Raw genomic sequence first — 26,956 nt, forward strand, 5'->3', positions numbered from 1 at the left:
CCTCAGCAATAGACCAGCGTACCTTCGTCTTCACCGCAGACCACGCGCTTCAGCGCGCCGGTCTTGAAGATCGAGAACACGTTGATCGGCAGTTTCTGGTCGCGGCACAGGGCAAAGGCCGTCGCGTCCATGACCGCGAGATTCCTGGAGATCGCCTCGTTGAAGCTGATCTTGTCGTAGCGCGTCGCCAAAGGATCCTTCTTGGGATCGGCCGTGTAGATGCCGTCGACCTTGGTCGCCTTGAGCACGATTTCGGCACCGATTTCCGAACCGCGCAGTGCTGCAGCAGTATCGGTGGTGAAGAAGGGGTTGCCGGTACCGGCACCGAAGATCACGATCTTGCCTTCTTCCAGATAGCGGATGGCCTTGCCGCGAATGTACGGCTCGATCACCTGCTCGATATTAAGGGCCGACTGCACACGGGCATTCAGGCCGCATTGGCGCATCGCGTCGGACAGCGCCATGGCATTCATCACCGTGGCCAGCATGCCCATGTAATCCGCAGTAGCTCTATCCATCCCGGTAGACGTACCCGCCATGCCACGGAAGATATTGCCACCACCGATCACGACGCCGATTTCCACACCCATGTCGGCGACCGCCTTGATCTCTCCGCAAATACCCGCGATGGTCTGCGGATTGATGCCGTAGGCGTCGTTGCCCATCAGGGCCTCGCCGGAAAGTTTCAGGAGGATGCGCTTGTATTTGGGTGTAGTCATCGGCTTTCCTTTCAATTACTTCTTGGCAGCGGCAGCAGCGGCCTGGGCAGCAACTTCGGCAGCGAAGTCGTCAACCTTCTTCTCGATGCCTTCACCGACCATGTACAGCGTGAAGCCGGCAACGGATGCGCCCTTGGCCTTCAGCAGCTGTTCGATGGTTTGCTTGCCGTCTTCAGCCTTGACGAAGACCTGGCCGAGCAGGGTCACGTCCTTCAGATACTTCTGGACGGTACCTTCGGCGATTTTTTCCAGCATGGCTTCCGGCTTGCCGGCTTCGCGGGCCTTTTCGATGGCGACGCGACGCTCGGTGTCGAGCAGTTCGGCAGAAACGCCGGAGGCATCCAGGGACTTCGGCTTGGAAGCGGCGATGTGCATGGCCAGATCCTTACCCAGTTGCTCGTCGCCACCGACCACGTCGACCACGACGCCGACCTTGGCGCCACCGTGGATATAGGGAACCAGCTTGCCCTTGGCTTCGAAGCGGGCGAAGCGACGGATGGACATGTTCTCGCCGATCTTGCCGACCAGAGCCGAACGGGTGGACTCGACAGTGCCGTCGCCCATCGGCAGGGCCGACAGAGCGGCCACGTCAGCCGGATTCTGGTTGGCGACCAGGGCAGCGGAACCATTGGCCAGCGCGATGAATTCGTCGTTCTTGGCGACGAAGTCGGTTTCGCTGTTGACTTCGATGATCGCGCCGGTCTTGCCGTCGGCAGCGATGCTGACTGCGACGATACCTTCGGCAGCGATACGGGCAGCAGCCTTGGAGGCCTTGTTACCCAGCTTGACGCGAAGAATCTCTTCCGCCTTGGCCATGTCGCCGTCGGCTTCGGTCAGCGCCTTCTTGCATTCCATCATCGGTGCGTCGGTCTTGCCGCGCAGCTCTGCAACCATACCTGCGGTAATTGCCGCCATATTTTTTCTCCTGAGCTTATAAAACTGGCGGAGCTTGAAGCTCCGCCGTTACATCTTTATTTATTCAGCAGCTTCTTCGACTTCGACGAACTCGTCGTCACCGCCGGCCGCCACTATGTCGGCAACCACCTGGCTGCGACCTTCGAGGATGGAATCGGCGACACCGCGAGCGTAGAGCTGAATGGCGCGTGAAGAGTCGTCGTTACCCGGGATGACGTAAGAAACGCCTTCCGGAGAGTGGTTGGTATCGACCACGCCGATGACCGGGATACCCAGCTTTTCGGCTTCGGTGATGGCGATCTTGTGATAGCCGACGTCGACGACGAAGATGGCGTCCGGCAGGCCGCCCATATCCTTGATGCCGCCGATGGACTTCTGCAGCTTTTCCAGTTCGCGACGGAAGGTCAGCGCTTCCTTCTTCGGCATGCGCTCGAGTTCGCCTGCTTCAACAGCCAGCTCCATGTCCTTCAGACGCTTGATGGAGGTCTTGACGGTCTTGAAGTTGGTCAGCATGCCGCCCAGCCAGCGCTGGTCGACATACGGAGCACCGGCGCGCAGCGCTTCTTCACCGATGATTTCGCGAGCTTGGCGCTTGGTACCGACGAACAGGATGGTGCCGCGATTGGAGGCCAGCTTCTTCACGAAAGCCATGGCTTCGTTGTACTTGACCAGGGTCTTTTCGAGGTTGACGATGTGAATCTTGTTGCGGGCACCGAAGATGTACGGGGCCATCTTGGGGGACCAGAAACGGGTCTGGTGGCCGAAGTGGACACCGGCTTCCAGCATTTCGCGCATGGTAACGGACATAGCAATTTCCTTTTAAGGGTTGAACCTCCACCCGCCGGAAACGCCCGTCATTCTTGAGTTTTGACGGACACCCTTAATCGGCGGATGTGTGGATTTTGGTTGCCTGCACCATGCAGACAACCGTTTCTCTCAGTCGAAACGACCGAGAAAAACCTGCGGATTATAGCAGCAGAACGGCGAAGCAAAAAGCCTCAATAACCATTTTGCTTCAAGGCCAGCAACTGCAGCATGCGCTCCAGATAGGGCTGCCAGTCAGGCATTTGCAGCCCGAAATCCTTTTCCAGCCGTCGGCAGTCGAGCCGGGAATTCATCGGACGCCGCGCCGGAGTCGGATAGTCGGCAGTGGCGATGGCCGCGATGGCTTCCGGCTTCAAACGCAGATCGAAGCCCGGCGCCTGACCGGCCAGCGCAACGATGGTGCGGGCAAATTCACACCAGCTCACCGGCCGGGCCGCCGCCAGGTGATACAGGCGGCTCTCCCCCTCTTCCAGGGCGGCACCGTGGTGCAGCATGGCCAGCCCGACGCCGGTGACCGTCGCCAGCATGGCGGCCGGGGTCGGCGAACCGATCTGGTCGTCGACCACGCCCAGGCTCTCTTTCTCGCGCGCCAGACGGAGGATGGTTTTGACGAAATTATTGCCGCGCGCACCGAATACCCAGCTGGTGCGGAAAATCACCGATTTTCCACCTGCGGCACGTATCGCCTCCTCACCTTCCAGCTTGGTGCGCCCATAAACACTGAGCGGCGCGGTCGGATCGCCCTCGACATAGGGCTCAGCCTTGGCGCCGTCAAAAACATAGTCGGTCGAATAATGCAGCAGCAAAGCGCCCAGACGCGCCGCCTCCTCGGCCAGCACACCCGGTGCCACGGCATTGATCCGACGCGCCAGATCCGGCTCGGACTCGGCCTTGTCTACCGCGGTGTACGCCGCTGCATTGACGATGATGGCGGGGCGCAACTCGCGAACGACGGAACGAATACGCTCCAAGTCGGCCAAATCACACTGCGCACGCCCGCAGGCGATGACCTCACCATGCGGCGCCAGGGAACGTTGCAACTGCCAGCCGAGCTGGCCGTCCTTACCGAGCAGGAGAATCCTCATCGCGATCCCGACAGGCTGAAAAGCTGCACAGTATGCCATTTCCGCGGGCTTGGGCTTTGCGAAACCAGCCCCATCATTTATCCTTCTTTTTCTCTAACGTACTGAAAAAAAGCCATGAGCATCACCATCAAGACCCCGGACGAAATCGAAAAAATGCGCGTAGCCGGGCGTCTGGCCGGAGAGGTTCTCGATTACATCGAACCCTACGTCAAGGCCGGCATCACCACTGACGAACTCGACAAGCTGTGCCACGACTACATGGTCGATGTGCAGGGCTGCATCCCCGCCCCGCTCAACTATGCCCCGTCTGGCTATGATCCTTACCCGAAGTCCATCTGCACCTCGGTCAACCAACAGGTCTGCCACGGCGTGCCCGGCGAGCGCATCCTGAAAAACGGCGACATCATCAATCTCGATATCACGACCATCAAGGACGGCTACCACGGCGACACCAGCCGCATGTTCGTGGTCGGCGAAGGCTCGATCCAAGCCAAGCGGCTATGCGAGATCACCTTCGAATGCATGTGGCTGGGCATTTCGGTGGTCCGCCCCGGCGCCTACCTCGGCGATATTGGCGCCATCATCCAGAAGCATGCGGAGAAGAACGGCTACTCGGTCGTTCGTGAATTCTGCGGCCACGGCATCGGCAAGAAATTCCACGAAGACCCGCAGGTGCTGCACTACGGCAAGGCCGGCACCGGCCCCAAACTGGAACCGGGCATGATCTTCACCATCGAGCCGATGATCAATGCCGGCAAGGCGGCGATCCGCGAAATGGCCGACGGCTGGACCATCGTCACCAAGGACCGCAGTCTGTCAGCCCAGTGGGAACACACCATCCTGATCACCGAGACCGGCCACGAAGTGCTGACGATGTCGGCCGGTTGCCGCGCCAAGCCTGACTGGATCGTCTGATGGCCTGCGACGTCGCCGCCCTGCGGGCCGAGGTCAAAGCCAACCAGCTGCAACTTCAGCAGAACTACGAACTCAACCACGACGCCGGCGCCCTGCTTCGCGAACGCTGTGCGCACGTCGACGTGGTTCTCGAAAAACTGTGGCAATCGTTCGACTTTCCGGCCTCGCTGACGCTGGCCGCCGTCGGCGGCTACGGGCGCGGCGCGCTGTTCCCGGCTTCGGACATCGACTTGCTGATCCTCTTGCCACAGGAAGCGAGCAAGGCAACGCAGGAAAAACTGGAGCGCCTGGTCGGCCATTTCTGGGACATCGGCCTCGAAATCGGCCACAGCGTGCGCACCGTCCAGGAATGCCTGGATGAAGCGGCGCGCGACATCACGGTCCAGACGGCCCTCCTCGAAGCCCGCCTGCTGACCGGCAATGCCAAGCTGTTCGCCACGTTCCAGAAGCGCCTGCACGGCAATCTGGATCCGCTGGTCTTCTTCGAAGCCAAGCGGCTCGAGCAACAGGAACGTTACCTGCGCTACAACGAAACGCCCTACAGCCTGGAACCGAACTGCAAGGAATCGCCGGGCGGCCTGCGCGACCTGCAGGTGATTTTCTGGATGACCAAGGCGGCCGGACTGGGTTCCAGCTGGCAGGAACTGCACGAGAACGGCATCATCACCCAGGAAGGGGCGCGGCTGACCGAAACCTGCGAAGAGTACCTGACCCACCTGCGCATCCGGCTGCACTTCATGCTGGGGCGGCGCGAAGATCGCCTGCTCTTCGATTACCAGAACAATCTGGCCGAACGCTTTGGCTTCGCCAATAACGAAGCGAAGCGCGCTTCCGAGCAACTGATGCAGGTCTATTACCGCCATGCCAAAACGGTGACAGTCCTCAACACGCTGATCGTGCAGAACATCGGCGCGGCGCTGACGCCGGAAACCGACCTGATCCCGCAACCGCTCGACGACAATTTCCAGATCATCGGCAACCTGCTCGATATCCGCGACGAGAAACTGTTCGAGCGCAATCCGGCGGCCATCCTCGACAGTTTCCTGGCCATGCAGGAATGCCACGAGCTGTCCGGCATGACGACCCGCACGCTGCGCGCCCTGTGGCGGTCGCGCGACCTGATCACACCGGAATTCCGCGCCAATCCTGAAAACCGGGCGGCCTTCCTGAAATTGCTGCAAAGCGAGAGGGGCATCGTGCACGAGTTCCGGCGCATGAACCAGCTCGACATCCTGGGCAATTACCTGCCCAATTTCGGGCGCATCGTCGGCCAGATGCAGCATGACCTGTTCCACGTCTACACCGTGGATCAGCACATCCTGCAGGTGCTGCGCAATATCCGCCGGTTCACGATGAGCGAATTCGCCCACGAATATCCGATGTGCTCGCGCATCATCAGCGAACTCGAGCGCCCCTGGCTGCTCTATGTCGCCGCCCTCTTCCACGATATCGCCAAGGGCCGCGGCGGCGACCATTCCGAACTGGGCACGGCCGATGCCCGCGATTTCTGCGTCGATCACGGACTGAGCGAGGAAGACACCGAACTGGTCGTCTGGCTGGTCAAGAACCATCTGGTCATGTCGCAAGTGGCGCAGAAGGAAGACCTCACCGATCCCGACGTGATCGCCCGTTTCGTCCGCCTGGTCGGCGACATGCGCCATCTGCAGGCGCTGTACCTACTCACCCATGCCGATATCCGCGGCACCAGCCCGAAGGTGTGGAACCACTGGAAAGGCAAGCTGCTCGCCGATCTGTATTACCAGGCCCAGCACCACATCACGCAAGGCAAAGCGCCGGAAGCGCATGGCGTCATCGCCGACCGGCAAGCCGAAGCGATGCGCCTGCTGCGCTTCTTCGCCCTGTCCGACACGGTGCACGAGCGGCTGTGGAAACAGCTCGACACCGTCTATTTCCTGCGCCACTCGGCCGAGGAAATCGCCTGGCACACGCGTTCGCTGCATTACCGGATCTTCAACAACCAGCCGGTCGTCCGCGCCCGCCCCTACCAGGAAGGCCTGGGTTTGCAGGTGATGGTCTATACACAGGACCAGCCCGACCTGTTCGCCCGCATCGTCGGCTTTTTCGCCCGTGCCGGCTACAGCATCGTCGACGCCAAGATTCACACCACGGCGCACGGTTACGCGCTGGACAGCTTCGTCGTGCTTGACGTCGAGAATCGCGAAAACGAGCGCGAGATGATTCCCTATGTCGAACACGAACTGGAGCAGCGCCTGCTGCACCAGTCGCCGCCGGACATTCCGTCGTCAGGCCGGCTGTCCCGTCAGGTCAAGCATTTCCCGATCAAGCCGGACGTCAGCATCCACGCCGACGAAAAGGGAACGCATTTCATCCTGTCGCTGGTGGCGGCCGACCGACCGGGCCTGCTATACACGGTCGCCAACACGCTGGCCGAGCATGGCGCCAACCTGCAAACCGCCAAGATCACCACCCTCGGCGAGCGCGCCGAGGACGTTTTCCTGATCAGCGGCGGCGACCTGCGCGACAGCCACAACCGCATCCGGCTCGAAACCGAACTGATGGATCGGCTGAAAATTGCCTAGTCATTAGCCGCTAGCAACTAATGACTAACGACTAAGCGCTAAACCGACATGCCGATCGGCGGGCAGTTGTCCTGGTAGCCGACCAGCCGTTCGATAATGGTCCGGACGCGGCCCATGGCCTCGTGCAGGACATGCTCGAGGCTTTCGAAGTGGATGCCATTCACGCTGTCGCCCCGGCCGGCGGCATGGTTGGCGACGACGTTGATCGCCGCGTAAGGCAAGCCGAGTTCCCGGGCCAGCACGGCTTCCGGCATCCCGGTCATACCCACGACGTCCGCCCCGTCCCGCTCCAGGCGATTAACTTCGGCCGCCGTTTCGAGACGCGGGCCCTGGGTAGCGGCATAGACAGCATCGACCTTGATGTCGACGCTCAGTTGCTGGCCGGCTTCGAGAATCCGGCGACGCAATTCGGCGTCGTAGGGCTCGGTGAAGTCAACGTGATGCACCGGCGTGCCGTTGCCGTCGAAGAAGGTCGAATTGCGCCCCCAGGTGTAGTCGAGGATCTGGTGCGGCAACACGATATCGCCCGGCTGCAGGTCGCCGCGGATGCCGCCGACCGAGGCCACCGAAATCACGCCGGTCACTTTGTGGTGATGCAAGGCCCATAGATTGGCCCGGTAATTGACCTTGTGCGGCGGAATTGTATGACCGTAACCATGGCGCGGCAGGAAAACCGCCGGCTGGCCGCAGATCTGGCCGAAGACCAGGGCGCCCGAAGCTTCGCCGTACGGGGTGCGCACAACTTCGCGATGCGAAACGTCGAGATTGGATAGGGTAGTCAGACCGCTACCCCCGATGATTGCCAACATTTTATTTCTTCCTTTCCGCCAGCAGCGAAGCCAGCGTCGGCACCACGCCTTTCAGCGATGGATGCGATTTGCGGAGATGCCCCATGGTAGCGGCAGCGTCCTCAATCTTGCGGTACAGCGCGTGGCGCCGCTCGCCTGCAAAGGGCAGGCCCAGCAAGGTTTTGTCGTTGTGGTAGCGGACCAGCGTATCGCGCCCGATATCCTTGGCCTGCCACGGGATGACGGTCCGGTCCACCAGATGCAGACATTGCACCGTCGGCAATTCGGCCGCCAGTTCGGCGACCAGCCGGTGCATCTTTTCGCGGTAGGCGGCCACCGCCTGCTGGCCGGCCTCGCTGGGCTTCGCTCCTGTCACTTCGGCTGGCGCTCCCATCAGCCAGCAAACGACCGTATCGGGCTGGAAGCTGGCGATGGCTGCCCTCTGCTCATCGCTCAAGGCCGACAAGTCGGCCTGCATCAACGCGAGGTCGCCGGCCGGGCAGCGTTCCCGCGTCACGGCCAGACATTCCGGCAGGGAATCGACAGCCAGCACGGCCAGCCCCTTGCCGATCAAAGCCGCCGACGAGAACCCGAGCCCGCTGCCGATTTCCAGCACCCGCTGGCCGGGCACCAGCGAGGCCATCCAGTCGTAATCGCCGCGTCGCACATAAGCCTTGCCCTCGGCTTCCCAATAGGCCATGAATTCGGCGACGCTCTGACCGCTCACGCCTCGTCCTTCATGGCGTAGACGGCCGGCAGATTACGCCAAACACCGCCGGCATCCATGCCGAAACCGAAAACGAAGCGATCGGGGACGGTCAGCCCGACAAAGTCGGCGGCGATCGGTTTGTGCTTGCCGTTAATCTTGTCGGCGAACACCGCCGTCAGGACTTCCGCTGCCCCCATGCGTGTCAGGCTCTCCTTGACGGCGGCGAGCGTGACGCCCTCGTCAAGGATGTCATCGACCACCAGCACGGAACGCCCCCTGACCGAGGTCCACGGTGCCGTGCGCCAGGAAATCTTGCCACCCTGCGTTTCCGGGCCGTAGCGCGTGGCATGCAGGTAATCGAAATCGAGCGGGAAGCCGAGCTTGGTCATCAGCTGGCCGCAGAAAACGATGCCGCCGGTCATCACGCACAACACCAGCGGGTACTTGTCGGCCAGCCGTGCGCAGATCGCTGCGGCGACCTCGTCCACCGCCCGCTGGACCGTCGATTCGTCATGGATGACTTCAGCGTTATCCAGCATCGCCCGGGCTTTAAGCAGATCCATTCAGCGCTCCATGTTCTTCAGATAGGCATCGAAAGCCGGGCCGACTTCGGGATGGCGCTGGCCGAAGACCACCGTCGCCTGCAGATAGCCGAGCTTGGAACCGCAATCGTAACGCGTGCCGTCGTAGCGATAGGCCAGCACCTGCTCCTCGTTGAGCAGCGCGGCGATGCCGTCGGTCAACTGGATTTCGCCCCCGGCGCCGGGCTGGATGTTTTCCAGGTAATGGAAGATGCGCGGGGTCAGGATGTAGCGGCCGACCACGGCCAGCGTGGACGGTGCCTCCTCGGGCTTCGGCTTTTCGACAATGGCGTTGATCTGCTCGACGCGTTCGGCCACCGGGCGGGCATCGACGATGCCGTAGCTCTTGGTGTCGGCGCGCGGCACGTCCTGCACCCCAAGCACCGAACAACGGTAGTAATCGTAGGTGTCGGTCATCTGCTTCATGACCGCCGGCTTGCCGTCGAGCAGGTCGTCGGCCAGGATCACCGCGAACGGCTCGTCGCCGATCACCGGCTTGGCGCACAGCACGGCGTGACCGAGGCCCAGCGCCTCGGCCTGGCGGATGTAGATGCAGTTGATGTTCTTCGGGATCATGTTGCGCACGAAATCGAGCATCTCGTTCTTGCCGCGCGCTTCCAGTTCGCTTTCCAGCTCGTAGGCCTTGTCGAAATGATCCTCGATCGCCCGCTTGGAACGGCCGGTGACGAACACCATGTCGGTGATGCCGGCGGCAACCGCCTCTTCGACGGCATACTGAATCAAGGGCTTATCGACGATGGGCAGCATTTCCTTCGGACTGGCCTTGGTCGCCGGCAGGAAACGGGTTCCCATGCCAGCGACCGGAAAAACCGCTTTTCTAACTTTTTTCACGTTCTTTCCTTTCAAAAGCGGTTTTCGGCGCAGGCTAACCCGGCGCAGACGGCGTTAAGCGAAGCGTCAGCGTAGCGGCCGAAGCCAAATGCTGCTTTTCTGACTTTTTTCATCCTTCGACTCCCTTCTCGAGCAATTTCATCAATCCTGCTTCGTCGATCACCGTGACGCCCAGTTCCTGCGCTTTTTCCAGCTTGGAACCCGCCTCTTCGCCAGCGACCACGAAATCCGTTTTCTTCGATACCGAACCGGCCACCTTGCCACCAGCCGCTTCAATCATGGCTTTCGCCTCGTCGCGCTTCAAGGTTGGTAGCGTACCGGTCAGCACCAGCGTCTTGCCAGCAAGGACCTGTGGTCCGGCTTGCTCAGGCAGTCCCTCTTCCCAAGTCACCCCGGCCTGCCGCAGGCCGTCGATCACCTCGCGGTTATGGGCCTCGGCAAAGAAGGCGGCAATGCTCTGGGCGACGATGGGGCCGACATCCGGAACCAGCTGCAGGGCGGCGACATCGGCCGCCAGCAAGGCATCCAGCCCGCCGAAGTGCTTGGCCAGATCGCGGGCGGTCGCCTCACCGACATTGCGGATGCCGAGCGCAAAAATGAAGCGGGCCATGGTCGTCTGACGGCTGTGGGCGATGGCGGCAACCAGGTTCTGGGCCGATTTTTCGCCCATGCGCTCCAGATTGGCCAGTTGCTCGACCGTCAGTTGATAAAGGTCGGCCGGCGTATGCACTAGCCCCGCCTCGACCAACTGATCGACCAGTTTATCGCCCAGGCCTTCGATATCCATCGCCCGGCGTGCCGCAAAATGCCATAGCGCCTGCTTGCGCTGGGCCGGACAGTACAGGCCTCCGGTACAGCGGGCAATTGCCTCATCCTCGCCCTTGACTACCGCCGACCCACACTCCGGGCAAACCCTGGGTAACTCGAATGGCGGGTGCAATGGCTCGCCGCCAAAAAGCTCGCGGGTCGGTCGCTTGTCGGCAACGATGGCGACGACCTCCGGAATCACATCGCCGGCCCGCCGCACGATCACCGTGTCGCCGACGCGCACATCCTTGCGCCGCACCTCGTCTTCGTTATGCAGCGTGGCATTGGTCACCGTCACGCCGCCGACGAACACCGGCTTCAGCCGGGCGACCGGCGTGATCGCGCCGGTGCGGCCGACCTGGACGTCGATGCCGAGCACCTCAGTCAAGGCCTCCTCGGCCGGGAACTTGTGGGCGATGGCAAAGCGCGGTGCGCGCGACACGAAGCCGAGCCGATCCTGCCAGTCGAGGCGATTGACCTTGTAGACGACGCCATCGATGTCGTAGGGCAGCGCCGGGCGCTTCTCGCCGATCTCGGCAAAGTAGGCCAGCAGACCACGTGCCCCCTGCACCACCCGGCGCTCGGCGGCAACCGGAAAGCCCCAGGCGGCCAGCTTGTCCATCAGTTCGCCGTGCGTGCGGACCGCCAGATCGTTGGCCCCGGCCCCGACGCCATAAGCGAAAAAGGACAAGGGGCGGCCGGCGGTGATGCGCGAATCGAGCTGGCGCAGGCTGCCCGCCGCCCCGTTGCGCGGGTTCACCAGCTCCTTGTCGCCGCGCTCTCGCAACCGGGCATTCAGCCTGGCGAAATCGGCCTTGAACATCAGCACTTCGCCGCGTATCTCGATCAGCGCCGGCCAACCGTCGCCCTGCAGGCGCAGCGGAATGTCGCGCAAGGTACGGAGGTTGGGCGTCACTTCCTCGCCGGTGATGCCGTCGCCGCGAGTGGCGCCACGGGTGAAGACACCGTTTTCATAGGTCAGGCTGATCGCCAGGCCGTCGAATTTTGGTTCGACCGCATAGTCGATGGCAGAGATGGTTTCGAGCCCGTCGCGCACCCGTTTGTCGAAGGCTTCGACCTCGGCCGGTTCGAAGGCGTTGTTCAAGGACAGCATCGGCACGCCATGGACACGCGACGGGAATTCCTTGAGCGGCGGCGCTCCGACGCGCTGCGTCGGCGAATCCGGCGTCAGCAGTTCGGGATATTGCCGTTCGAGGTCCTGCAGTTCGCGGAATAGCCGGTCGTACTCGGCATCCGGAATAGTCGGTGCATCGAGGACGTAATAGGCGCGATTGTGCCGCTCCAGTTCGGCGCGCAGCCAGGCTGCACGCTCGGCTGCCACCAACGGTGCCGCCATCAGGAGAACAGCCGCAGCGCCTGGGCCGAGCCTGCTGCCAGCCCGAAGCTGGCCATCGTCGCCTGCGGCTTGCCGATGAATTCGCGGCGGATGTGCTCCAGCTGCGTATCAGAGAGCGGCTGGCGGTTGTCATCGACCAGCGCTCCCTGCAGGGTATCGGCAAAGCGCTTGGCGACTTCGCTCATCTGCATGAAGACGCGCTCGCCGTGATCGACGCGCGGCACGTCGAGCAGGAAGGTCAGGCCGTGCGTCGTCACCGTACGCAGGCTATCAGCCGAGAACGGCGTGCTTTCGAAATTCTGCAGGCTGAACTGGGCACGACCGGCATCGTCGTAGCGGGTAAACAAGCCGTCGATGCCGAGCACCATGCCGGCCGCTTCGGACAGGGCGCGAATCTTGGTGCCCGGGAAAGCCGAACTGCGGCTGACCAGGTTCAAACCGATTTCCAGATCGACCGCCGCACAGAAACGGTCGATTTCGGCCGCCTGATCGAGTACCCGCGACGGCGGCATGTCGGCCACCGCCATCAATTCGTCGGCCAGCGCCTGCATGGCATTGGCGAAGATGACCAGATCGCCTTCGGAGACCGGGCCGAGACGATTAACCAGTTGCAGGCCGACGCGCAGGCGGCGCACATCCAGATCGACATCCGGCGACAGGCGCTGCCACTCGCGGGCTTTCTCGTTGTAGCCGACCCACAGCACCGGCTTGTTCAGGCGATGCAGGGTCGAACGCTGGGAATGCAGTATCTGGATCGACGAAACCGGCTCGACCAGTTCCATGGCGACGATGTATTCGAGGCGCGGATCGAGCAATTCGGCGGGAACGTCCCCGGCCTCGACCTCATGCATCGGCTCTGCCGGCTCCGGGCTCGCCACCGGCGGCGAGGCAACGGGCTCAGCGACTGCCTTGGCAACCGGTTCGACGACCGGTGCAGGCTCCGGCACCACCGGCTCTTCTGCCTCCAGCATCGGCACGTCGGCGACAGCTTCGCTCGGCGTCGGATCGGAAAATACCGGTTCCAGACGCTCGACCGGCTCGGGCGCTTCGAAGCGGATTTCCGGCTCGCTACGCTCGACCGGCGCCACGGCGGCAACCTCGGCCTTGGCCTCCTTGGCGAGCAGCACGTCTTCATGCTGCGGCTTCATGACCGCCTCGGCAATCTTGCGCTGACGAATCTCCTGCCACTTGTTGTAACCGAACACGCCGACCACCGCCGCCGCGCCCAGCCCGATCAAACCCATCTGCAATTCGGTCATCTCAATCTCTTCCCGGGAGCGCCCTAGTGGTCTGCTTCGTAATTGGCGGAACAAATGAAAGTGCTGGATTTGTGTTCCTGGCTAGGCGCGAACCGCAGCGATAGCCGACGCTATCGCGAGGATGCGCAACAACGCCAGGGACGCAAAGACAAGCTTTCATGTTTCGTTAATTGCGAAGCTGACCACTAAGCAGCATCCCTCATCTTCAAGGCTTCTTCGATATCCACTTCCACCACGCGCGACACGCCGGATTCCTGCATGGTGACGCCGACCAGCTGCTCGGCCATTTCCATCGCGATTTTATTATGGGAAATGAACAGGAATTGCGTTGCACCTGACATTTTCTTGACCATGCCGCAGAAGCGCTCGGTATTGGTGTCATCAAGCGGCGCATCGACCTCGTCGAGCAGGCAGAATGGCGCCGGGTTGAGCTGGAACATGGAGAAGACCAGTGCAATCGCAGTCAGCGCCTTTTCGCCGCCGGATAGCAGGTGGATGGTCGAATTCTTCTTGCCCGGCGGCTGGGCGATGACCTGCACGCCGGCATCGAGGATTTCCTCGCCGGTCATCACCAGTTCTGCCCGGCCGCCGCCGAACAATTCCGGGAAAAGCTGGCCGAAATGGCCATTGACCGTATCGAAAGTGCTTTGCAGCAGGTCGCGGGTTTCGCGGTCAATGCGGCGGATGGCGTTTTCCAGCGTTTCCATCGCTTCATTGAGGTCGGCCGCCTGCATGTCGAGGTAGCCCTTGCGCTCGGTGGCTGTTTCCAGCTCCTGCAAGGCGGCCATGTTGACTGCGCCCAGTTCGGCGATGGCGTTGGAGAGGCGGGTGATTTCGCCTTGCAGCGCCGGCGCCCGTACTGCATTAGCCCCCGCCGCGAGTTCCGACTGCAGCGCTGCTTCGTCGGCCCCGGCTTCGAGCAGCTGCAGCGCGAACTGCTCGGTGTTGAGCGCCGCTGCCTGCTCCTTCAGTTTCAGGTCGCCGATCCGCGCGCGCAGCGGTTCCAGGCCCTGTTCGATCTTCAGGCGCTGTTCTTCCAGGGCGCGCAGGGCGCTGGTCGCGTTTTCCAGCGCGTCGCGCTTTTCGGCAAGCAGCTTTTCGGCGGCCTGCCTGGCCTCGAGGGCTATCTGCAACTGGCCTTCCATGACATCCGGCGGCGCTGCCTCGACCTGTTCGGCACACTGAGCCCTATCCTTCTCGATGCGGGTCAATTCACGCTGGGCCATGGCCTGCTGCGCGAAAACGTCCTGCAACTTGCCGTCGGCCTCGCGCAGCGAGAACTGGGCTTCGCGCAGGGCGCGGTCGAGGTCGGCGTTGCGCTCGCGTTCGGCGCGCACGGCGCGTTCGCACTCGTCGAGCCGCGACTGGGCGCCGGACACCAGCACGCGGATGCGGCTCAAACCGTCGCGGATTTCCTCGATGCGCTCGTCGGCCGCCATTTCGCGCTCACGTTCGCCCTCTTCTTCTTCGGCCAGCTCCGCCAACTGCTCGGCGATGCGCTCCTTCTGTTCCCGGTAGCGCTCGATGGCCTGCGTCATCTTCAGCACGTCCATCTGCACGGCATGCACGCGCTGCTGGCGATCCGTCACGTATTGCCGGATCTCGCCCATTTCTTCCTGCTTGTCTTCGAACTGCTCGTCGAACATCGCCAGTTGCTCGCGCAGGCTGGAGGCCTGCTCCTCGGCCTGAGCGATGCCTTCGGCCAGCGTCTCGATTTCGCGCTGGCGTTCGAGCAAGCCGTGTTCGCCCTGGTCGGGGGCAAAGAAGGTGACGCTGCCACGCGTCAGCAGATCGCCGCTGCGGGTCACGATCTGGTCGCCGGCCGGCAAGTCGGACTGCAAGGCCAGGGCGTCAGCCAGCGAATCTGCCGTTTGCACGCCGGACAACCAGTCGGACAACGCGGCGCGAATAGCCGGGTTATCGCTGCGAATACGCGCCGCCAGGCTGGATTCGGGCGGATTGTCAGCTGCACTGGCGCTCGCGGACGACAACATTACCGACAGGCGGGATTCCGGCCGGTCGTGCAGCCAGGCATCGAGCTTGGCCGGATCGTCGCAGGCAATGGCGCTGAGCCGTTCGCGCAACACCGCTTCGACCGCATCTTCCCAACCGGCCTCGACGTGGATGTGCTGCCATAGCGGCGGCGCGCTCTCCAGACCGTGACGGCGCAGCCATTCCGGCAGCTTGCCGCTCTGCTGCGTGCGTGCCTGCATCTGCTCGAGCGCCGCCCGGCGCGCCTGACCGGCCGCCAACTCGCGCTCAATGCGCTGCACCTCGGCCTGCGCCTCGCGCCGACGGGCCTCCAGTTGCGGCATTTCCTGCTGCAACTGTTGCAGATGATCCTGGTCGCCGGCCAGCTCCTCGCGCAGCAGCGCCAGTTCCTCTTCCTTCTCGGCCAACTCCAGCTCGTCCGGCGCCTCGCCGAAAGTTTCCTCGCGCAGACGTTCGCGGCGCTGGACCACGGCCTGCAGAGAACGTTGGGCATGCGACTTGTTGGTCAGTTCGACTTCCAGCTTCTGTTCGCCGTTGGTGCTCCGCGTTTTCAGGCGCTGCAATTCTTCCAGCGCCTGGGCATGATCCTCTTCGACCTGCGGCGCGATGTTCATCTGCTGATGTAGACGCTCTTCAGCCTCATCGACGCGCAAGCGGGTAATTTCCTGCGCCTCTTCCCAGCGCTGGCGATCCTCGGCCAGCTTTTCGGCGGTCTGCCCCCAGTGCTTCAGCTCGTCCTCGAGTTGTGTCAGGCGCGCTTCGAGCTGGCTGCGCGATTCGCGGCGATGGCGGATTTCCGCCTCCAGGCGCGCCACTTCGGCGTTGGCCGTGTACATCTCGCTCTGCGCGTTGTGCAGGGCATCGCCAGCGGTGAAATGGGCTTCCCGGGTTTCCTCGGCGCGCGCTTCGGTTTCGCGCAGCGCGGCACTCTGCGCCTCAAGATCGGTGGTCGCCCGCTCGACTTCCAGCGCCAGGCGCTGGCGCTCGGCTTCGGCTTCGCGCTTCCTGAGCAACCAGAGCAGTTGCTGGCGCTGGACGAGCTGCTGGTTGAGCGTCTGGTAGCGCCGCGCCACTTCGGCCTGCGCTTCGAGGCGACCGATCTGGTGGCCCAGTTCCTCGCGGATATCCTCGACGCGCAGCAGGTTTTCCCGGGTATCTTCCAGGCGGCCTTGCGTTTCCTTGCGCCGCTCCTTGTAGCGGGTGACACCGGCCGCTTCTTCGAGGAAGACGCGCAGGTCGTCCGGCTTGGCCTCGATGATGCGCGAGATCATGCCCTGGCCGATGATGGCGTAGGCGCGCGGCCCGAGGCCGGTACCGAGGAAGAGATCGGTGATGTCCTTGCGGCGGACCTTCAGGTTGTTGATGAAGTAATCCGACTGCCCGGTCCGCGTCAGCACGCGCTTGACCGACAGCTCGGCATACTGCGACCACTGCCCCAGCGCCCGGCCCAGCGAGTTGTCGAAAATCAGCTCGACCGAGGCCCGCGACACCGGCTTGCGGTTGGTCGAGCCGTTGAAGATGACGTCCTGCATCGACTCGCCGCGCAGTTCCGAGGCCTTGGACTCGCCCAGCACCCAGCGCACGGCATCCATAATGTTGGATTTGCCGCAGCCATTGGGACCGACGACCCCCACCAGTTGCCCGGGCAGGGCAACCGCTGTCGGATCGACGAAGGATTTGAAACCGGCGAGTTTGAGTTTGGTCAGGCGCATAGTCTATTCCGCTCGGTACACCATGCCGCACCGTAGCGGGGCCGTATGATAGCATCCATGGCATCAGGGCCTTTCAACGCGTGCAAGGCCACCCTACCGAGGGCAGGAACATGAACTCCGATGATCTTTTCCTGAAGCGTGCCGTCGAACTGGCGCGCATCGGCAGCGAAGCGGGCGAAGGCGGCCCGTTTGGCGCCGTCATCGTTCGCGACGGCAAGATCATCGCCGAAGGCTGGAACCGCGTACTAGCCAGCCACGACCCCACCGCCCACGCCGAAATGGGCGCCATCCGCACTGCCTGCACCCAGTTCGGTCACTTCCACTTACCCGGCTGCACGCTCTATGCCTCCAGCGAACCGTGCCCGATGTGCCTGTCGGCGGCCTATTGGGCGCGCATCGAGCGCATCGTCTTTGCCAACCGCCGGACCGAAGCAGCGGCCATCGGTTTCTGCGACGACGAGTTGTATTGCGAACTGAACCGGCATTTCACCGAGCGCAGCATCGTCATGGAGCACCGCCCGCTGCCTGGCGCCGAGGCCCCTTTGCGGGAATGGGCGAGCAGCCCGTCGCACGTCGCATACTGACATCCTCCCATGCTTCCCGGAACCATTCCCCATCGCGCCGAAACACTCCAGGTCCTGCGCCTGATCGGCAGCGAACCGATCCTGATGCTGACCGGCGACGACGAAGGCTACGGCTCAAGGTGGACGCTCAGCGGTCAACAGGTGCAACCGGCCATTGCCCGTTACCTGATGGAATCCGGATTCGTTGCCGAAATCGGACAGACCGAGTTCGGCGCCCGCAAGCTGGCCCTGACCGCGAGCGGCAACCAGTTTCGGGAAAAGGGGCTGTCGTGGTGGTCAGGCCTGAGCCTGATCCAGAAAATACGGGTCACCCTGTTCGGCTAGGCCTGCCGGCCGCGCCACCACTAGCCAACGCAATCAGAAGGCGCTTCGTTGCTCTGGAAACTGCCGCTCCGGAAACATTTCGCTAAAGCGCTGCCCCTGATTGGCACAGGGGACTTGCCGCAAATACAGCCCGAGGTTTTTGTCCTCTTCGCGGATATGACGCTCGAACCAGCAGCCGATGTAGCGAATCACGCCAAAAACATTGATTCCCGGACGCTCCATGTCATTCAGCACATTGCGGATGCTGTGCAGCATCGTGGCGTGTTTTTCGCCATGGCGGTGAAAGTCCAACCCTGCCTCGCGCGCCAGCCGCTCTTCCGTCCGGCAATGATCAAGCAGCGCATTAAACAGGGCTTCGGCTTCGTCAGCCGGAACAGCGTTGTGTTCGAGACACGACGCCTTGAAAATTTCGAGCTGTTCGAAAAGGCGAGCATGCTGCTCATCGATTTCCGGAATATCGACCACCAGCGTACTCGGCAGGTAAGAAAAAGATGAATTCCGCATACCCCTCCCAAACTCTCGAAAGCCTTGGTGCACAGTAAAAGCGACCAATTCTCCTTTTAATCTAGACCAATGCAACGGTTTTAACAATACGCAATTCGGCCAATGGACTCAGAGCTTGCGCTCGACACGAAAGAGCAAGCGATTGCCCCGCTCGTCCTCGGCACTACCCAGGAAAGACCGGCACGAAATCGCCGTCCACCGCGCGGCCATCACCCGCCCATCGCTACAGCGCACAATGCCCTTGCCGGATTCGCCTTCACAGCTCACCGGCACGGGCGACGAGTCCGGCGCAGCCATCTCGCCGTCACAGCGCAAGCGCCCTTCCTGGTCGGCCAGCACGAAGCGGCCACCGCCGGCCGTATTGCCGGGAAAAGCCTTGCCGCGCAGTTCGCCCGGCACGTCGCTGAGGGTGCCGCGAGCGTAATAGCCGAAGGCGCAGGCGACCGACAGGAGCGGCAGAACAAGCAGGGAGAGGGCAAGGCGTCGGTCCATGAGGCAGGCAAGTGTTTTTCGGCGATAATCGTCGTTTTACACCCATTCGACGTCCGACGTGAATCCGCACCTCGCCCAACTCCAGCCCTACCCCTTCGAAAAGCTGCGCGCCCTGTTCGCCGGCGTCACCCCGAATTCGCAATACAAGGAAATCAAGCTCTCCATCGGCGAACCGCAACATCCGACGCCGGCCTTCATCATCGACGCGCTGGCCAACGGCCTAAAGGGACTGGCTAATTATCCGACGACGCAGGGCATCCCGGCCCTGCGCCAGGCGATCGCGGCGTGGTGCCAGCGGCGCTACGGGCTCGAGCTGAATCCGGAAACCGAAATCCTGCCGGTCAATGGCTCGCGCGAAGCTCTTTTTTCCTTCGCCCAAACGGTGATCGACCCGAGCAAAGGGAAGGCCCCCATCGTCGTCAGCCCCAACCCGTTCTACCAGATCTACGAGGGCGCCGCTTACCTGTCCGGAGCCGTACCGCGCTTCCTGAACAACCTGCCGGAAAACGGCTTCGCTTTCGACTACTCAGCCCTGTCCGACGAAGAATGGTCGCGTGTCCAGCTGTTCTACGTCTGCTCGCCGGGCAATCCGACCGGCAAGGTGTTGTCGCTGGACGACTGGAAAACCCTGTTCGCCCTGTCGGACAAGTACGGTTTCGTCATTGCCTCCGACGAATGCTATTCGGAAATCTATTTCGACGAAGCCAATCCGCCGATCGGCGGCCTGCAGGCGGCCAAGCTGCTCGGCCGCTCGAACGAGCGCCTGGTCATGTTCTCCAGCCTGTCCAAGCGCTCCAACGTACCGGGCATGCGCTCCGGTTTCGTCGCCGGCGATGCGGCCATCCTGAAGAAATACCTGCTGTTCCGCACCTACCAGGGCTGCGCCATGTCGCCGCCGGTGCAAACCGCTTCCATCGCCGCCTGGAACGACGAGGCGCATGTCCTCGACAACCGCCACCAATACCGCGAGAAATTCGCCGCCTGCACGCCGCTGATGGCCGAGGTGCTGGGCACCGGCATGCCGGACGCCAGCTTCTACCTGTGGGCGAAGACTTCCATCCCGGATACCGAGTTCGCCCGCGGTCTGCTCGAACACTATAATGTGGTGGTTCTGCCCGGCAGTTTCCTCGCCCGCGAAGCTCAGGGTGTCAATCCGGGCGCCAATTTCATCCGCATCGCGCTGGTCGCCTCGCTCGCCGAGTGCCTCGAAGCCACCAAGCGCATCCGTCATTTCGCACAACAACTGTAACCAAGAGAGAACACACATGAGCCATCCTTTGCAAGCCACCATCGACGAACTCTGGGAAAAGCGCACCGAGTTGACCACCCAGTCCACCGACGCCATCAAGGTGATCGAGTCGGTCATCGGCGATCTGGACAGCGGCAAGCTGCGTATCGCCGAAAAGATCAACGGCGAGTGGTCGGTCAACCAGTGGGCCAAGAAGGCCGTCCTGCTCTCCTTCCGCACCCGCGACAACCGCGTCCAGGAAGCCGGCGACGTCCGTTTCTTCGACAAGGTCGACACCAAGTTCCAGGGATGGACCGAAGAGCAGTTCAAGGCCGGCGGTTTCCGCGTCGTGCCGGGCGCCTTCGCCCGCAAGGGTGCTTTCATCGCCAAGAACGCGGTGCTCATGCCATCCTTCGTCAACATCGGCGCCTACGTCGATGAAGGCACCATGGTCGACGCCTGGGCCACCGTCGGCTCCTGCGCCCAGATCGGCAAGAACGTGCACCTGTCCGGCGGCGTCGGCATTGGCGGCGTGCTGGAACCGATCCAGGCCGGCCCGGTCATCATCGAAGACAACTGCTTCATCGGCGCTCGCTCGGAAGTGGTCGAAGGCGTCGTTGTCGGCGAAAACTCGGTGATCTCGATGGGCGTCTATATCGGCCAGAGCACCCCGATCTACGACCGCGAAACCGGCGAAATCACCTACGGCAAGATCCCCCCGGGCTCCGTCGTGATCTCCGGCAACCTGCCCAAGGATGGCGGCAAGTACAGCCTCTATGCTGCTATCATCGTCAAGAAGGTGGACGCGCAAACCCGCTCGAAGACCAGCATCAACGAGCTGCTGCGCGCCTAAGTCACGTCACCACGAAGGTCTTGCGATGATCCTCGACAAACTGTTCCAGCTGATGGCCGAAAAGCAGGCCTCGGATATCTTCATTTCCGCAGGCGCGCCGATCCACATCAAGATCCAGGGCAACACGATCCCGGTCAACCAGCAAATCATGCTGCCGGACATGATCGAGAAGATCGCCTACGAACTGATGTCGCCGGACCAGATCAAGACCTTCGAAGCCAGCTGGGAGATGAACCTCTCCTTCGGCGTACCCAACGTCGGCAACTTCCGCGTCAATATCTTCCGCCAACGCGGCTCGATCAGCATCGTCGTCCGCTTCATCCTCGGCAACATTCCCGCACTGGACGAACTCGGCCTGCCCAACATCCTGGGCGAGCTGATCATGGAAAAACGCGGCCTGATCCTCATCGTCGGCGCCACCGGCTCGGGCAAGTCGACCACCCTCGCCTCGATGCTCGACCACCGCAACGCCAACCGCGCCGGCCACATCCTGACCGTCGAGGACCCGATCGAATTCCTGTTCAAGCACAAGAAATCGATCGTCAATCAGCGCGAAATCGGCATGGACACGCTGGACTGGCAGGCGGCGCTGAAAAACGCCATGCGCCAGGCCCCGGACTGCATCCTGATCGGCGAAATCCGCGACAAGGAAACCATGCAGGCGGCCATCGCCTACGCGCAGACCGGCCACCTGTGCCTCGCCACGCTGCATGCCAACAACTCGTACCACGCGCTGAACCGCATCATCAGCTTTTTCCCGCTGGAAAACCGCCCGGCGCTTTTCCTCGACCTGTCCGTCGCCTTGCGCGCGGTCATTTCGCAACGCCTGGTCAAGAAGCCGGACGGCAAGCGCATCCCGACCGCTGAAATCATGCTCAACACCCGCCATATCAGCGAGCTGATCGAGCGCGGCGAAGTCCAGGGCATCAAGGACGCCATGGAACAGACCCTGGCCCCGGGATCGCAGACCTTCGAGCAGGATCTGTTCAACCTCTACAGCGCCGGCACCATCACCATCGACGAAGCCCTGGCCAACGCCGATTCGCCGACCAACCTATCCTGGCTGATCAACAATTCCGAATTCGGCAGCAGCAACGGCAAGGACGACAAGAAGTCCGACGTCGCCCTCGAATTCGACAGCACCAACGAAGGCGGCGCCTCCTTCAAGGAATTCACGCTCAGCCTGGCTGATCACGACGAAGAAAACACCTGATGTCCGACCCCACTTTTGAACTGGCGAGAGACCTCATCGCCTGTCACTCCGTCACGCCCGAAGACGGCGGCTGCATGGAAATCATCGGCGCCCGCCTGAAACCGCTCGGCTTCACCCTCGAGTACATCAACCGCAACGGCGTCACCAACCTGTGGGCGCGCCGCGGCACAACCGCGCCGCTGTTCGTCTTCGCCGGCCACACCGATGTCGTGCCGACCGGCCCGCTGGACAAATGGACCTCGCCGCCCTTCGCTCCGGAAATCCGCGACGGCATGCTCTACGGGCGTGGCACGGCCGACATGAAGTCCTCGCTGGCCGCCTCGGTCACCGCCGTCGAAGCCTTTCTCGCCGCCCACCCGGACTATCCCTGCTCGCTCGGCTTCCTGCTCACCTCCGACGAAGAAGGCGATGCCACCGATGGCACCGTTGCCGTCGTCGACGTCCTGAAGGCGCGCGGCGAAAGCATCGACTTCTGCATCATCGGCGAACCGACATCAGTCGATACGCTGGGCGACATGATCAAGAACGGCCGCCGCGGCTCGCTGTCTGGCGTGCTGACGGTCAAAGGCATCCAGTGCCACATCGCCTACCCGGAAAAGGGCCGCAACCCGATCCACGAAGCCGCGCCGGCGCTGGCCGAACTGGCCGCCACCGAGTGGGACCGGGGCAACGAGTACTACCAGCCGACCACCTGGCAGATTTCCAACATCCATGGCGGCACCGGCGCCACCAACGTCGTGCCCGGCAGCGTCGAGGTCAAGTTCAATTTCCGCTTCTCGACGGCGAGCACGCCCGAGGGCCTGCAAACCCGTCTGTGCTCCATCCTGGACAAGCACAAGCTGGATTACGACATCAAATGGACGCTCGGCGCCCGCCCCTTCCTGACCGGTCGCGGACCGTTGGCCGACGCCGCCTCTGCCGCCATCCGCGAGGTCTGCGGCATCGACACCGAACTGTCGACCACCGGCGGCACCTCCGACGGCCGCTTCATCGCCGACATCTGCAAACAGATGCTGGAAATCGGTCCGGTCAATGCGACCAGCCACAAGATCGACGAATGCATCGCGGTCGATTCCTTCCCCCAGCTGTCGGCCATCTACCACCGCATTCTTGAGCAGTTGCTAGTCGTCAGTCACTAGCCCGCTGACAACCATAACCAGCACACCATCCATGACTACCGCCGCCAAGAGCGAACTTTTTACCGTTCGCGACTACATTCGCTATGCCGTCAGCCGCTTCAACGGCGCCGGTCTGTTTTTCGGCCATGGCAACGACAATGCCTGGGACGAAGCCGTCTATCTGACGCTGCACACGCTGCATCTGCCGCTCGACCGCCTCGAACCTTTCCTCGATGCCCGCCTGCTGCCGCATGAGCGTGAGCAGCTGCTCGACATCTACACCCGCCGCTGCCAAGACCGCCTGCCCGCCGCCTACCTGACGCACGAAGCCTGGCTCGGCGAGCACCGCTTCTACGTCGATGATCGCGTCATCGTACCGCGCTCCTTTATCGCCGAACTGCTCGACGAGCAGCTGACCCCGTGGATCGACGATCCGTGGGCCGTCGAATCCGCCCTCGACCTGTGCACCGGTTCCGGCTGCCTGGCCATCCTGACCGCCCTCGCCTTCCCCAATGCCGACGTCGCCGCCGTCGACCTGTCGCCCGATGCCATCGCCGTCGCCGAGCGCAATGTCGCCGACTATGGGCTCTGCGACCGCGTCGAACTGATCCAGTCCGACGCCTTCAAGAACCTGGACGGCCGCAAGTTCGACCTGATCATCTCCAACCCGCCCTACGTCAATGCCGAGTCCGTTGCCGCCCTGCCGCCGGAATACCTGCACGAGCCCGAACTGGCCCTCGGCTCGGGCGAGGACGGCCTCGACTTCACCCGCATCATCCTGCGCGAAGCGAAAAAGCACCTGACCGACAACGGCATCCTCATCGTCGAAATCGGCCACAACCGCGACGCGCTGGAAGCGGCCTACCCCGCCCTACCCTTCACCTGGCTCGACACTGCCGCCGGCGACGAATACGTCTTCCTGCTCCACGCCGCCGACCTGCCTGAGTAAATTCGCAGCTTGAGCAAGCTGTACGAACTGCCCAGCCCGTTCGAAGTCGAGACGGGCATGGTGCTGCTGCACGAACCGCCCTGGGCGCGCGCCGGCGAACTGCGCGCCCAACTGCTCGACGAAAGCTATCCCAAGCCTTTCGTCATCGACGATGGCAAGTCCCGGTTCCTGTATTTCAACGTCCGCCTGATGCAGAGCGAAATGTCACTCAAGGCGCCGAACGACCTGGCCATCCGCTACACGCAGAAAATGATGGCCTTCCTGCTCTTCCAACCGCGCCCGAAACGCATTGCGCTGATCGGCCTGGGTGGCGGCTCGCTGGTCAAGTTCTGCTATCACCGGATGCCCGGCACGCACATGACCGCCGTCGAACTCGACCCCGAGGTGATCGCCTTTCGCGACACCTTCCTGGTGCCGCCGGACAACGAGCGTTTGCAAATCATCAACGGCGACGGCGCCGAATTTCTCGAAACCACCGACAAGGGCCTCGACGTCCTGCTCGTCGATGCCTTCGACAAGACCGGTTTCGCACCCAGTCTGGCCAATCGCGAATTTTTCGATAACGCCTACGCCAAACTGGCCGGCAACGGCGTGCTGGTCATCAATCTGGCCGGCGAGAAGGAAAGCTACGCCGGACTGATTGGCGAAGTCATGCACGTTTTCGACGACCAAGTCATCGTCATCTCGGTGCCGGACGACGGCAACCACGTGCTTTACGCCTTCAAGGAAAGCTACTTCGAGCCGCGCTGGCGCTGGTTGCACAACTACGCCAAGGAACTGCGCGCCAAGTTCAGCCTGGACTTCCCGGCCTTTGTGCAAAAAATGGAACGCTCGAGCAAACTCGGCCTCGCCCGCCGCGAAGCCATCCGCCGGCGCTGATCGCCTATTTCGCCTCGTCGCCCTGCGCACTGCGCTGGGCCGCCTGTTTGCTCACCGCTTCAAGGTCACGCTGCATCTTGTCCACGGTGGCGCGCCCCTGCTCCAGCTCCTGCTTTTTCAGGGCGGCCGACGTCGCGGCCGTACTGGCCGTCTCCACTCCACAAGCGGCGAGCATGCCCAGCACCAACAGCATTGCCACACTTTTCATGACCACTCCCTTCAGCGCAATTCGGCCAGAATAGCCGTCAGCAGTTGCCAGCAGCGGGCCACCGAAGCAATGTCGACCCGCTCCCCCGGCGCATGGGCGCCGCGTATGGTCGGACCGAAGGAAACGATGTCCAGGCCGGGATACTTGGCGCCGATGATGCCGCATTCCAGTCCGGCATGAATCACCTGCACGGCCGAATCGGCACCGAATTCACTTTTATAGACCGCCTGGCAGGTTTTCAGCAAGGCTGACGCCGGATTGGGCGCCCAGCCGGGATAGTAGCCCTCGGTGCTTGCCGCTGTGCCGCTCAGCGCCCACAAACTGACGATTTCGTCGGCCAATGCCGTGCTGCCGCTATCAAGCAGCGAGCGCACCATGAAGTTGCACGAACCGCTGGCCGGTAGCAGATCGACCATGCCGAGATTGTTCGAGGTCTCGACCACGCCCGGCACGTGCCGGCTCATGCGCCGGACGCCGTGCGGCGCCGCCTGCAGGGTGGCTAGCCAGACCGCCTGCTCTTCGCGCGCCAATACTGCGCTCACCGCATCGGGCGAAACCGCCAGCGCCACCCCATCATCGACGCCCTGCAACTCGCTGCGCAACAGAGCCTGCAGCTCCGCCACCTCGGCCGCCAGCCGCTCACCCATGCCTGCCGGCAGCACAAAAGACGCCACAGCCTCGCGCGGCAGGGCATTGCGGGCCGTTCCGCCCTTCAGCGCCGCCAGACGCAACGGGAAATCCTGTTCCAGTTGGTGCAGCACGCGCACCAGCAATTTAATGGCATTGCCGCGCTCCTCATGGATCTCAACACCCGAATGGCCGCCGCGCAAGCCGTGCAGCGCGATCTGCCAGCCTTGATGGCCGTCGGGCACGGTCCCCAGTCGACCCGGGCGCTCGACATTGACGTCCAGCCCGCCCGCACAGCCGAGATAAAACTCACCCCAGTCCTCGGTATCCAGATTCAACATCAGCCGGCCGTGCAGCACTCCCGGCGCCAGGCCGCGCGCGCCGCCCATGCCGGCTTCCTCATCGACCGTCAGCAAGGCTTCGAGCGGGCCGTGCGCGATGTCCTCGCTATCGAGAACGGCCAGGATCAACGCAACGCCGATCCCGTTATCGGCGCCCAGCGTGGTTTTGTCGGCGACCAGCCAGCCGCCGTCCCGCGTCGGAACAATCGGATCGCGCAGGAAATCGTGTTTGCTGTCGCCATTCTTCTGGCACACCATGTCGAGATGCGCCTGCAGCACGACGCCGGGCGATTGCTCCCGTCCCGCCGTGGTCGGCTTGCGGATGAGCAGGTTGCCCGCCGCATCGACTTCCGCCGCCAATCCGCGCCCACCGGCCCAGGCCAGCAATTCGTCGCGCAGCGCCGCTTCATGCTTGGAAGCCCGGGGAATGCGGCACAGCGTGGCGAAATGTGCCCAGACGGCCGCTGGTTGAAGGCCGGAGAACACCGGGTGTGCAGTAGAGGACTGAGGCATCGCCAAACTCCAAAGAGAAAACCCCCGAGAGTCTTTCGACTTTCGG

General features: G+C 62.7%; 25 protein-coding genes. 10 read left to right on the plus strand and 15 right to left on the minus strand.

Annotation, left to right across the window (positions count from 1 at the left end; translation table 11 throughout):
* Positions 1–2: 2 nt before the first annotated feature.
* From pyrH to rfbD, 4 genes are all read right to left on the minus strand, one after another.
* Entirely contained in the window at positions 3–719 is a 717-nt protein-coding gene (gene pyrH, locus LZ012_RS12795; RefSeq protein WP_275711200.1) for a UMP kinase, read from the minus strand.
* A 15-nt stretch (positions 720–734) separates the two neighbouring features.
* On the minus strand, positions 735–1,634 hold the full coding sequence (tsf, locus tag LZ012_RS12800; RefSeq protein ID WP_275711201.1) for a translation elongation factor Ts: 900 nt from the start codon (positions 1,632–1,634) through the stop codon (positions 735–737).
* A 60-nt stretch (positions 1,635–1,694) separates the two neighbouring features.
* Positions 1,695–2,441, minus strand: coding sequence for a 30S ribosomal protein S2 (rpsB, locus tag LZ012_RS12805; protein ID WP_275711202.1), 747 nt, complete (start codon positions 2,439–2,441; stop codon positions 1,695–1,697).
* 191 nt (positions 2,442–2,632) lie between these two features.
* Complete coding sequence (rfbD, locus tag LZ012_RS12810; protein ID WP_275711203.1) at positions 2,633–3,544, minus strand: dTDP-4-dehydrorhamnose reductase; 912 nt, start codon at positions 3,542–3,544, stop codon at positions 2,633–2,635.
* A gap of 114 nt (positions 3,545–3,658) precedes the next feature.
* On the opposite strand from rfbD, the gene map reads away from it, so the two are divergent.
* Together map and LZ012_RS12820 are read left to right on the plus strand one after the other, a co-directional pair.
* The gene (map, locus tag LZ012_RS12815) at positions 3,659–4,459 is read left to right on the plus strand and encodes a type I methionyl aminopeptidase (protein WP_275711204.1); all 801 of its coding nucleotides are present in this window, start codon (positions 3,659–3,661) and stop codon (positions 4,457–4,459) included.
* The gene (locus LZ012_RS12820) at positions 4,459–7,020 is read left to right on the plus strand and encodes a [protein-PII] uridylyltransferase (protein ID WP_275711205.1); all 2,562 of its coding nucleotides are present in this window, start codon (positions 4,459–4,461) and stop codon (positions 7,018–7,020) included. Before map ends, LZ012_RS12820 begins: the two co-directional genes overlap by 1 nt.
* 38 nt (positions 7,021–7,058) lie before the next feature.
* On the opposite strand, the gene LZ012_RS12825 is transcribed toward LZ012_RS12820, so the two are convergent.
* The 7 genes from LZ012_RS12825 to smc form a co-directional block, all read right to left on the minus strand.
* Positions 7,059–7,829 (minus strand): S-methyl-5'-thioinosine phosphorylase, encoded by a 771-nt coding sequence (locus tag LZ012_RS12825; protein WP_275711206.1) that lies wholly within the window; start codon positions 7,827–7,829, stop codon positions 7,059–7,061.
* A 1-nt stretch (position 7,830) separates the two neighbouring features.
* Positions 7,831–8,535: a class I SAM-dependent methyltransferase gene (locus tag LZ012_RS12830; protein WP_275711207.1), complete on the minus strand. Its 705-nt coding sequence runs from the start codon at positions 8,533–8,535 to the stop codon at positions 7,831–7,833.
* Positions 8,532–9,080 carry a hypoxanthine-guanine phosphoribosyltransferase gene (locus LZ012_RS12835; RefSeq protein ID WP_275711208.1) on the minus strand — a complete coding sequence of 183 codons (549 nt, stop codon included), beginning with the start codon at positions 9,078–9,080 and terminating at the stop codon, positions 8,532–8,534. The genes LZ012_RS12830 and LZ012_RS12835 overlap by 4 nt, the downstream gene beginning before the upstream one ends.
* Positions 9,081–9,950, minus strand: a complete 870-nt coding sequence (gene galU, locus LZ012_RS12840) for a UTP--glucose-1-phosphate uridylyltransferase GalU (RefSeq protein WP_275711209.1) — start codon at positions 9,948–9,950, stop codon at positions 9,081–9,083. It lies immediately after the preceding gene.
* A 109-nt stretch (positions 9,951–10,059) separates the two neighbouring features.
* The gene (gene ligA, locus LZ012_RS12845) at positions 10,060–12,114 is read right to left on the minus strand and encodes an NAD-dependent DNA ligase LigA (RefSeq protein ID WP_275711210.1); all 2,055 of its coding nucleotides are present in this window, start codon (positions 12,112–12,114) and stop codon (positions 10,060–10,062) included.
* Positions 12,114–13,373, minus strand: a complete 1,260-nt coding sequence (locus tag LZ012_RS12850) for a cell division protein ZipA C-terminal FtsZ-binding domain-containing protein (protein ID WP_275711211.1) — start codon at positions 13,371–13,373, stop codon at positions 12,114–12,116. Before LZ012_RS12850 ends, ligA begins: the two co-directional genes overlap by 1 nt.
* Before the next feature lie 185 nt (positions 13,374–13,558).
* The gene (gene smc, locus LZ012_RS12855; protein WP_275711212.1) at positions 13,559–17,077 is read right to left on the minus strand and encodes a chromosome segregation protein SMC; all 3,519 of its coding nucleotides are present in this window, start codon (positions 17,075–17,077) and stop codon (positions 13,559–13,561) included.
* 110 nt (positions 17,078–17,187) lie between these two features.
* On the opposite strand from smc, the gene LZ012_RS12860 reads away from it, so the two are divergent.
* Both LZ012_RS12860 and LZ012_RS12865 read left to right on the plus strand, forming a co-directional pair.
* Entirely contained in the window at positions 17,188–17,661 is a 474-nt protein-coding gene (locus tag LZ012_RS12860; protein WP_275711213.1) for a nucleoside deaminase, read from the plus strand.
* 9 nt (positions 17,662–17,670) lie between these two features.
* Positions 17,671–17,985, plus strand: a complete 315-nt coding sequence (locus LZ012_RS12865; RefSeq protein ID WP_275711214.1) for a hypothetical protein — start codon at positions 17,671–17,673, stop codon at positions 17,983–17,985.
* 33 nt (positions 17,986–18,018) lie between these two features.
* On the opposite strand, the gene LZ012_RS12870 is transcribed toward LZ012_RS12865, so the two are convergent.
* Positions 18,019–18,450: a bacteriohemerythrin gene (locus tag LZ012_RS12870; RefSeq protein ID WP_275711215.1), complete on the minus strand. Its 432-nt coding sequence runs from the start codon at positions 18,448–18,450 to the stop codon at positions 18,019–18,021.
* A gap of 147 nt (positions 18,451–18,597) precedes the next feature.
* A complete protein-coding gene (locus LZ012_RS12875; protein ID WP_275711216.1) occupies positions 18,598–18,981 on the minus strand; it encodes a hypothetical protein in 384 nt (127 codons plus the stop codon).
* Between the two features lie 58 nt (positions 18,982–19,039).
* Here LZ012_RS12875 and dapC point away from each other — a divergent pair, with 58 nt between their 5' ends.
* The 6 genes from dapC to LZ012_RS12905 are packed head-to-tail and all read left to right on the plus strand — an operon-like array spanning position 19,040 to position 25,221.
* Positions 19,040–20,230 (plus strand): succinyldiaminopimelate transaminase, encoded by a 1,191-nt coding sequence (gene dapC / locus LZ012_RS12880; RefSeq protein WP_275711217.1) that lies wholly within the window; start codon positions 19,040–19,042, stop codon positions 20,228–20,230.
* 16 nt (positions 20,231–20,246) lie between these two features.
* On the plus strand, positions 20,247–21,062 hold the full coding sequence (gene dapD, locus LZ012_RS12885) for a 2,3,4,5-tetrahydropyridine-2,6-dicarboxylate N-succinyltransferase (RefSeq protein ID WP_275711218.1): 816 nt from the start codon (positions 20,247–20,249) through the stop codon (positions 21,060–21,062).
* Positions 21,063–21,087: 25 nt separating this feature from the next.
* The gene (locus tag LZ012_RS12890; RefSeq protein ID WP_275711219.1) at positions 21,088–22,275 is read left to right on the plus strand and encodes a PilT/PilU family type 4a pilus ATPase; all 1,188 of its coding nucleotides are present in this window, start codon (positions 21,088–21,090) and stop codon (positions 22,273–22,275) included.
* Positions 22,275–23,414: a succinyl-diaminopimelate desuccinylase gene (dapE, locus tag LZ012_RS12895; RefSeq protein WP_275711220.1), complete on the plus strand. Its 1,140-nt coding sequence runs from the start codon at positions 22,275–22,277 to the stop codon at positions 23,412–23,414. The genes LZ012_RS12890 and dapE overlap by 1 nt, the downstream gene beginning before the upstream one ends.
* A 31-nt stretch (positions 23,415–23,445) precedes the next feature.
* Positions 23,446–24,342: a 50S ribosomal protein L3 N(5)-glutamine methyltransferase gene (gene prmB / locus LZ012_RS12900; RefSeq protein WP_275711221.1), complete on the plus strand. Its 897-nt coding sequence runs from the start codon at positions 23,446–23,448 to the stop codon at positions 24,340–24,342.
* 9 nt (positions 24,343–24,351) lie between these two features.
* Positions 24,352–25,221 carry a fused MFS/spermidine synthase gene (locus LZ012_RS12905; RefSeq protein ID WP_275711222.1) on the plus strand — a complete coding sequence of 290 codons (870 nt, stop codon included), beginning with the start codon at positions 24,352–24,354 and terminating at the stop codon, positions 25,219–25,221.
* Positions 25,222–25,225: 4 nt separating this feature from the next.
* Here the strand turns inward: LZ012_RS12905 and LZ012_RS12910 are convergent, their stop codons facing one another.
* Entirely contained in the window at positions 25,226–25,429 is a 204-nt protein-coding gene (locus LZ012_RS12910; RefSeq protein ID WP_275711223.1) for a hypothetical protein, read from the minus strand.
* Between the two features lie 11 nt (positions 25,430–25,440).
* Positions 25,441–26,910 carry an aminoacyl-histidine dipeptidase gene (locus LZ012_RS12915; protein WP_275711224.1) on the minus strand — a complete coding sequence of 490 codons (1,470 nt, stop codon included), beginning with the start codon at positions 26,908–26,910 and terminating at the stop codon, positions 25,441–25,443.
* Positions 26,911–26,956 lie beyond the last annotated feature (46 nt).

It is taken from the genome of Dechloromonas hankyongensis (assembly GCF_022012295.1).
GTDB lineage: Bacteria > Pseudomonadota > Gammaproteobacteria > Burkholderiales > Rhodocyclaceae > Azonexus > Azonexus hankyongensis.

Coding starts and splice junctions, on each gene's coding strand:
- rpsB (WP_275711202.1), bottom strand. CDS start 2,441: ATGTCCGTTACCATGCGCGAAATGCTGGAAGCCGGTGTCCACTTCGGC.
- prmB (WP_275711221.1), top strand. CDS start 23,446: ATGACTACCGCCGCCAAGAGCGAACTTTTTACCGTTCGCGACTACATT.
- LZ012_RS12825 (WP_275711206.1), bottom strand. CDS start 7,829: ATGTTGGCAATCATCGGGGGTAGCGGTCTGACTACCCTATCCAATCTC.
- dapD (WP_275711218.1), top strand. CDS start 20,247: ATGAGCCATCCTTTGCAAGCCACCATCGACGAACTCTGGGAAAAGCGC.
- LZ012_RS12820 (WP_275711205.1), top strand. CDS start 4,459: ATGGCCTGCGACGTCGCCGCCCTGCGGGCCGAGGTCAAAGCCAACCAG.
- LZ012_RS12835 (WP_275711208.1), bottom strand. CDS start 9,080: ATGGATCTGCTTAAAGCCCGGGCGATGCTGGATAACGCTGAAGTCATC.
- smc (WP_275711212.1), bottom strand. CDS start 17,077: ATGCGCCTGACCAAACTCAAACTCGCCGGTTTCAAATCCTTCGTCGAT.
- LZ012_RS12850 (WP_275711211.1), bottom strand. CDS start 13,373: ATGACCGAATTGCAGATGGGTTTGATCGGGCTGGGCGCGGCGGCGGTG.
- dapE (WP_275711220.1), top strand. CDS start 22,275: ATGTCCGACCCCACTTTTGAACTGGCGAGAGACCTCATCGCCTGTCAC.
- LZ012_RS12860 (WP_275711213.1), top strand. CDS start 17,188: ATGAACTCCGATGATCTTTTCCTGAAGCGTGCCGTCGAACTGGCGCGC.
- ligA (WP_275711210.1), bottom strand. CDS start 12,114: ATGGCGGCACCGTTGGTGGCAGCCGAGCGTGCAGCCTGGCTGCGCGCC.
- tsf (WP_275711201.1), bottom strand. CDS start 1,634: ATGGCGGCAATTACCGCAGGTATGGTTGCAGAGCTGCGCGGCAAGACC.
- LZ012_RS12875 (WP_275711216.1), bottom strand. CDS start 18,981: ATGGACCGACGCCTTGCCCTCTCCCTGCTTGTTCTGCCGCTCCTGTCG.
- LZ012_RS12890 (WP_275711219.1), top strand. CDS start 21,088: ATGATCCTCGACAAACTGTTCCAGCTGATGGCCGAAAAGCAGGCCTCG.
- LZ012_RS12865 (WP_275711214.1), top strand. CDS start 17,671: ATGCTTCCCGGAACCATTCCCCATCGCGCCGAAACACTCCAGGTCCTG.
- pyrH (WP_275711200.1), bottom strand. CDS start 719: ATGACTACACCCAAATACAAGCGCATCCTCCTGAAACTTTCCGGCGAG.
- LZ012_RS12910 (WP_275711223.1), bottom strand. CDS start 25,429: ATGAAAAGTGTGGCAATGCTGTTGGTGCTGGGCATGCTCGCCGCTTGT.
- LZ012_RS12915 (WP_275711224.1), bottom strand. CDS start 26,910: ATGCCTCAGTCCTCTACTGCACACCCGGTGTTCTCCGGCCTTCAACCA.
- map (WP_275711204.1), top strand. CDS start 3,659: ATGAGCATCACCATCAAGACCCCGGACGAAATCGAAAAAATGCGCGTA.
- rfbD (WP_275711203.1), bottom strand. CDS start 3,544: ATGAGGATTCTCCTGCTCGGTAAGGACGGCCAGCTCGGCTGGCAGTTG.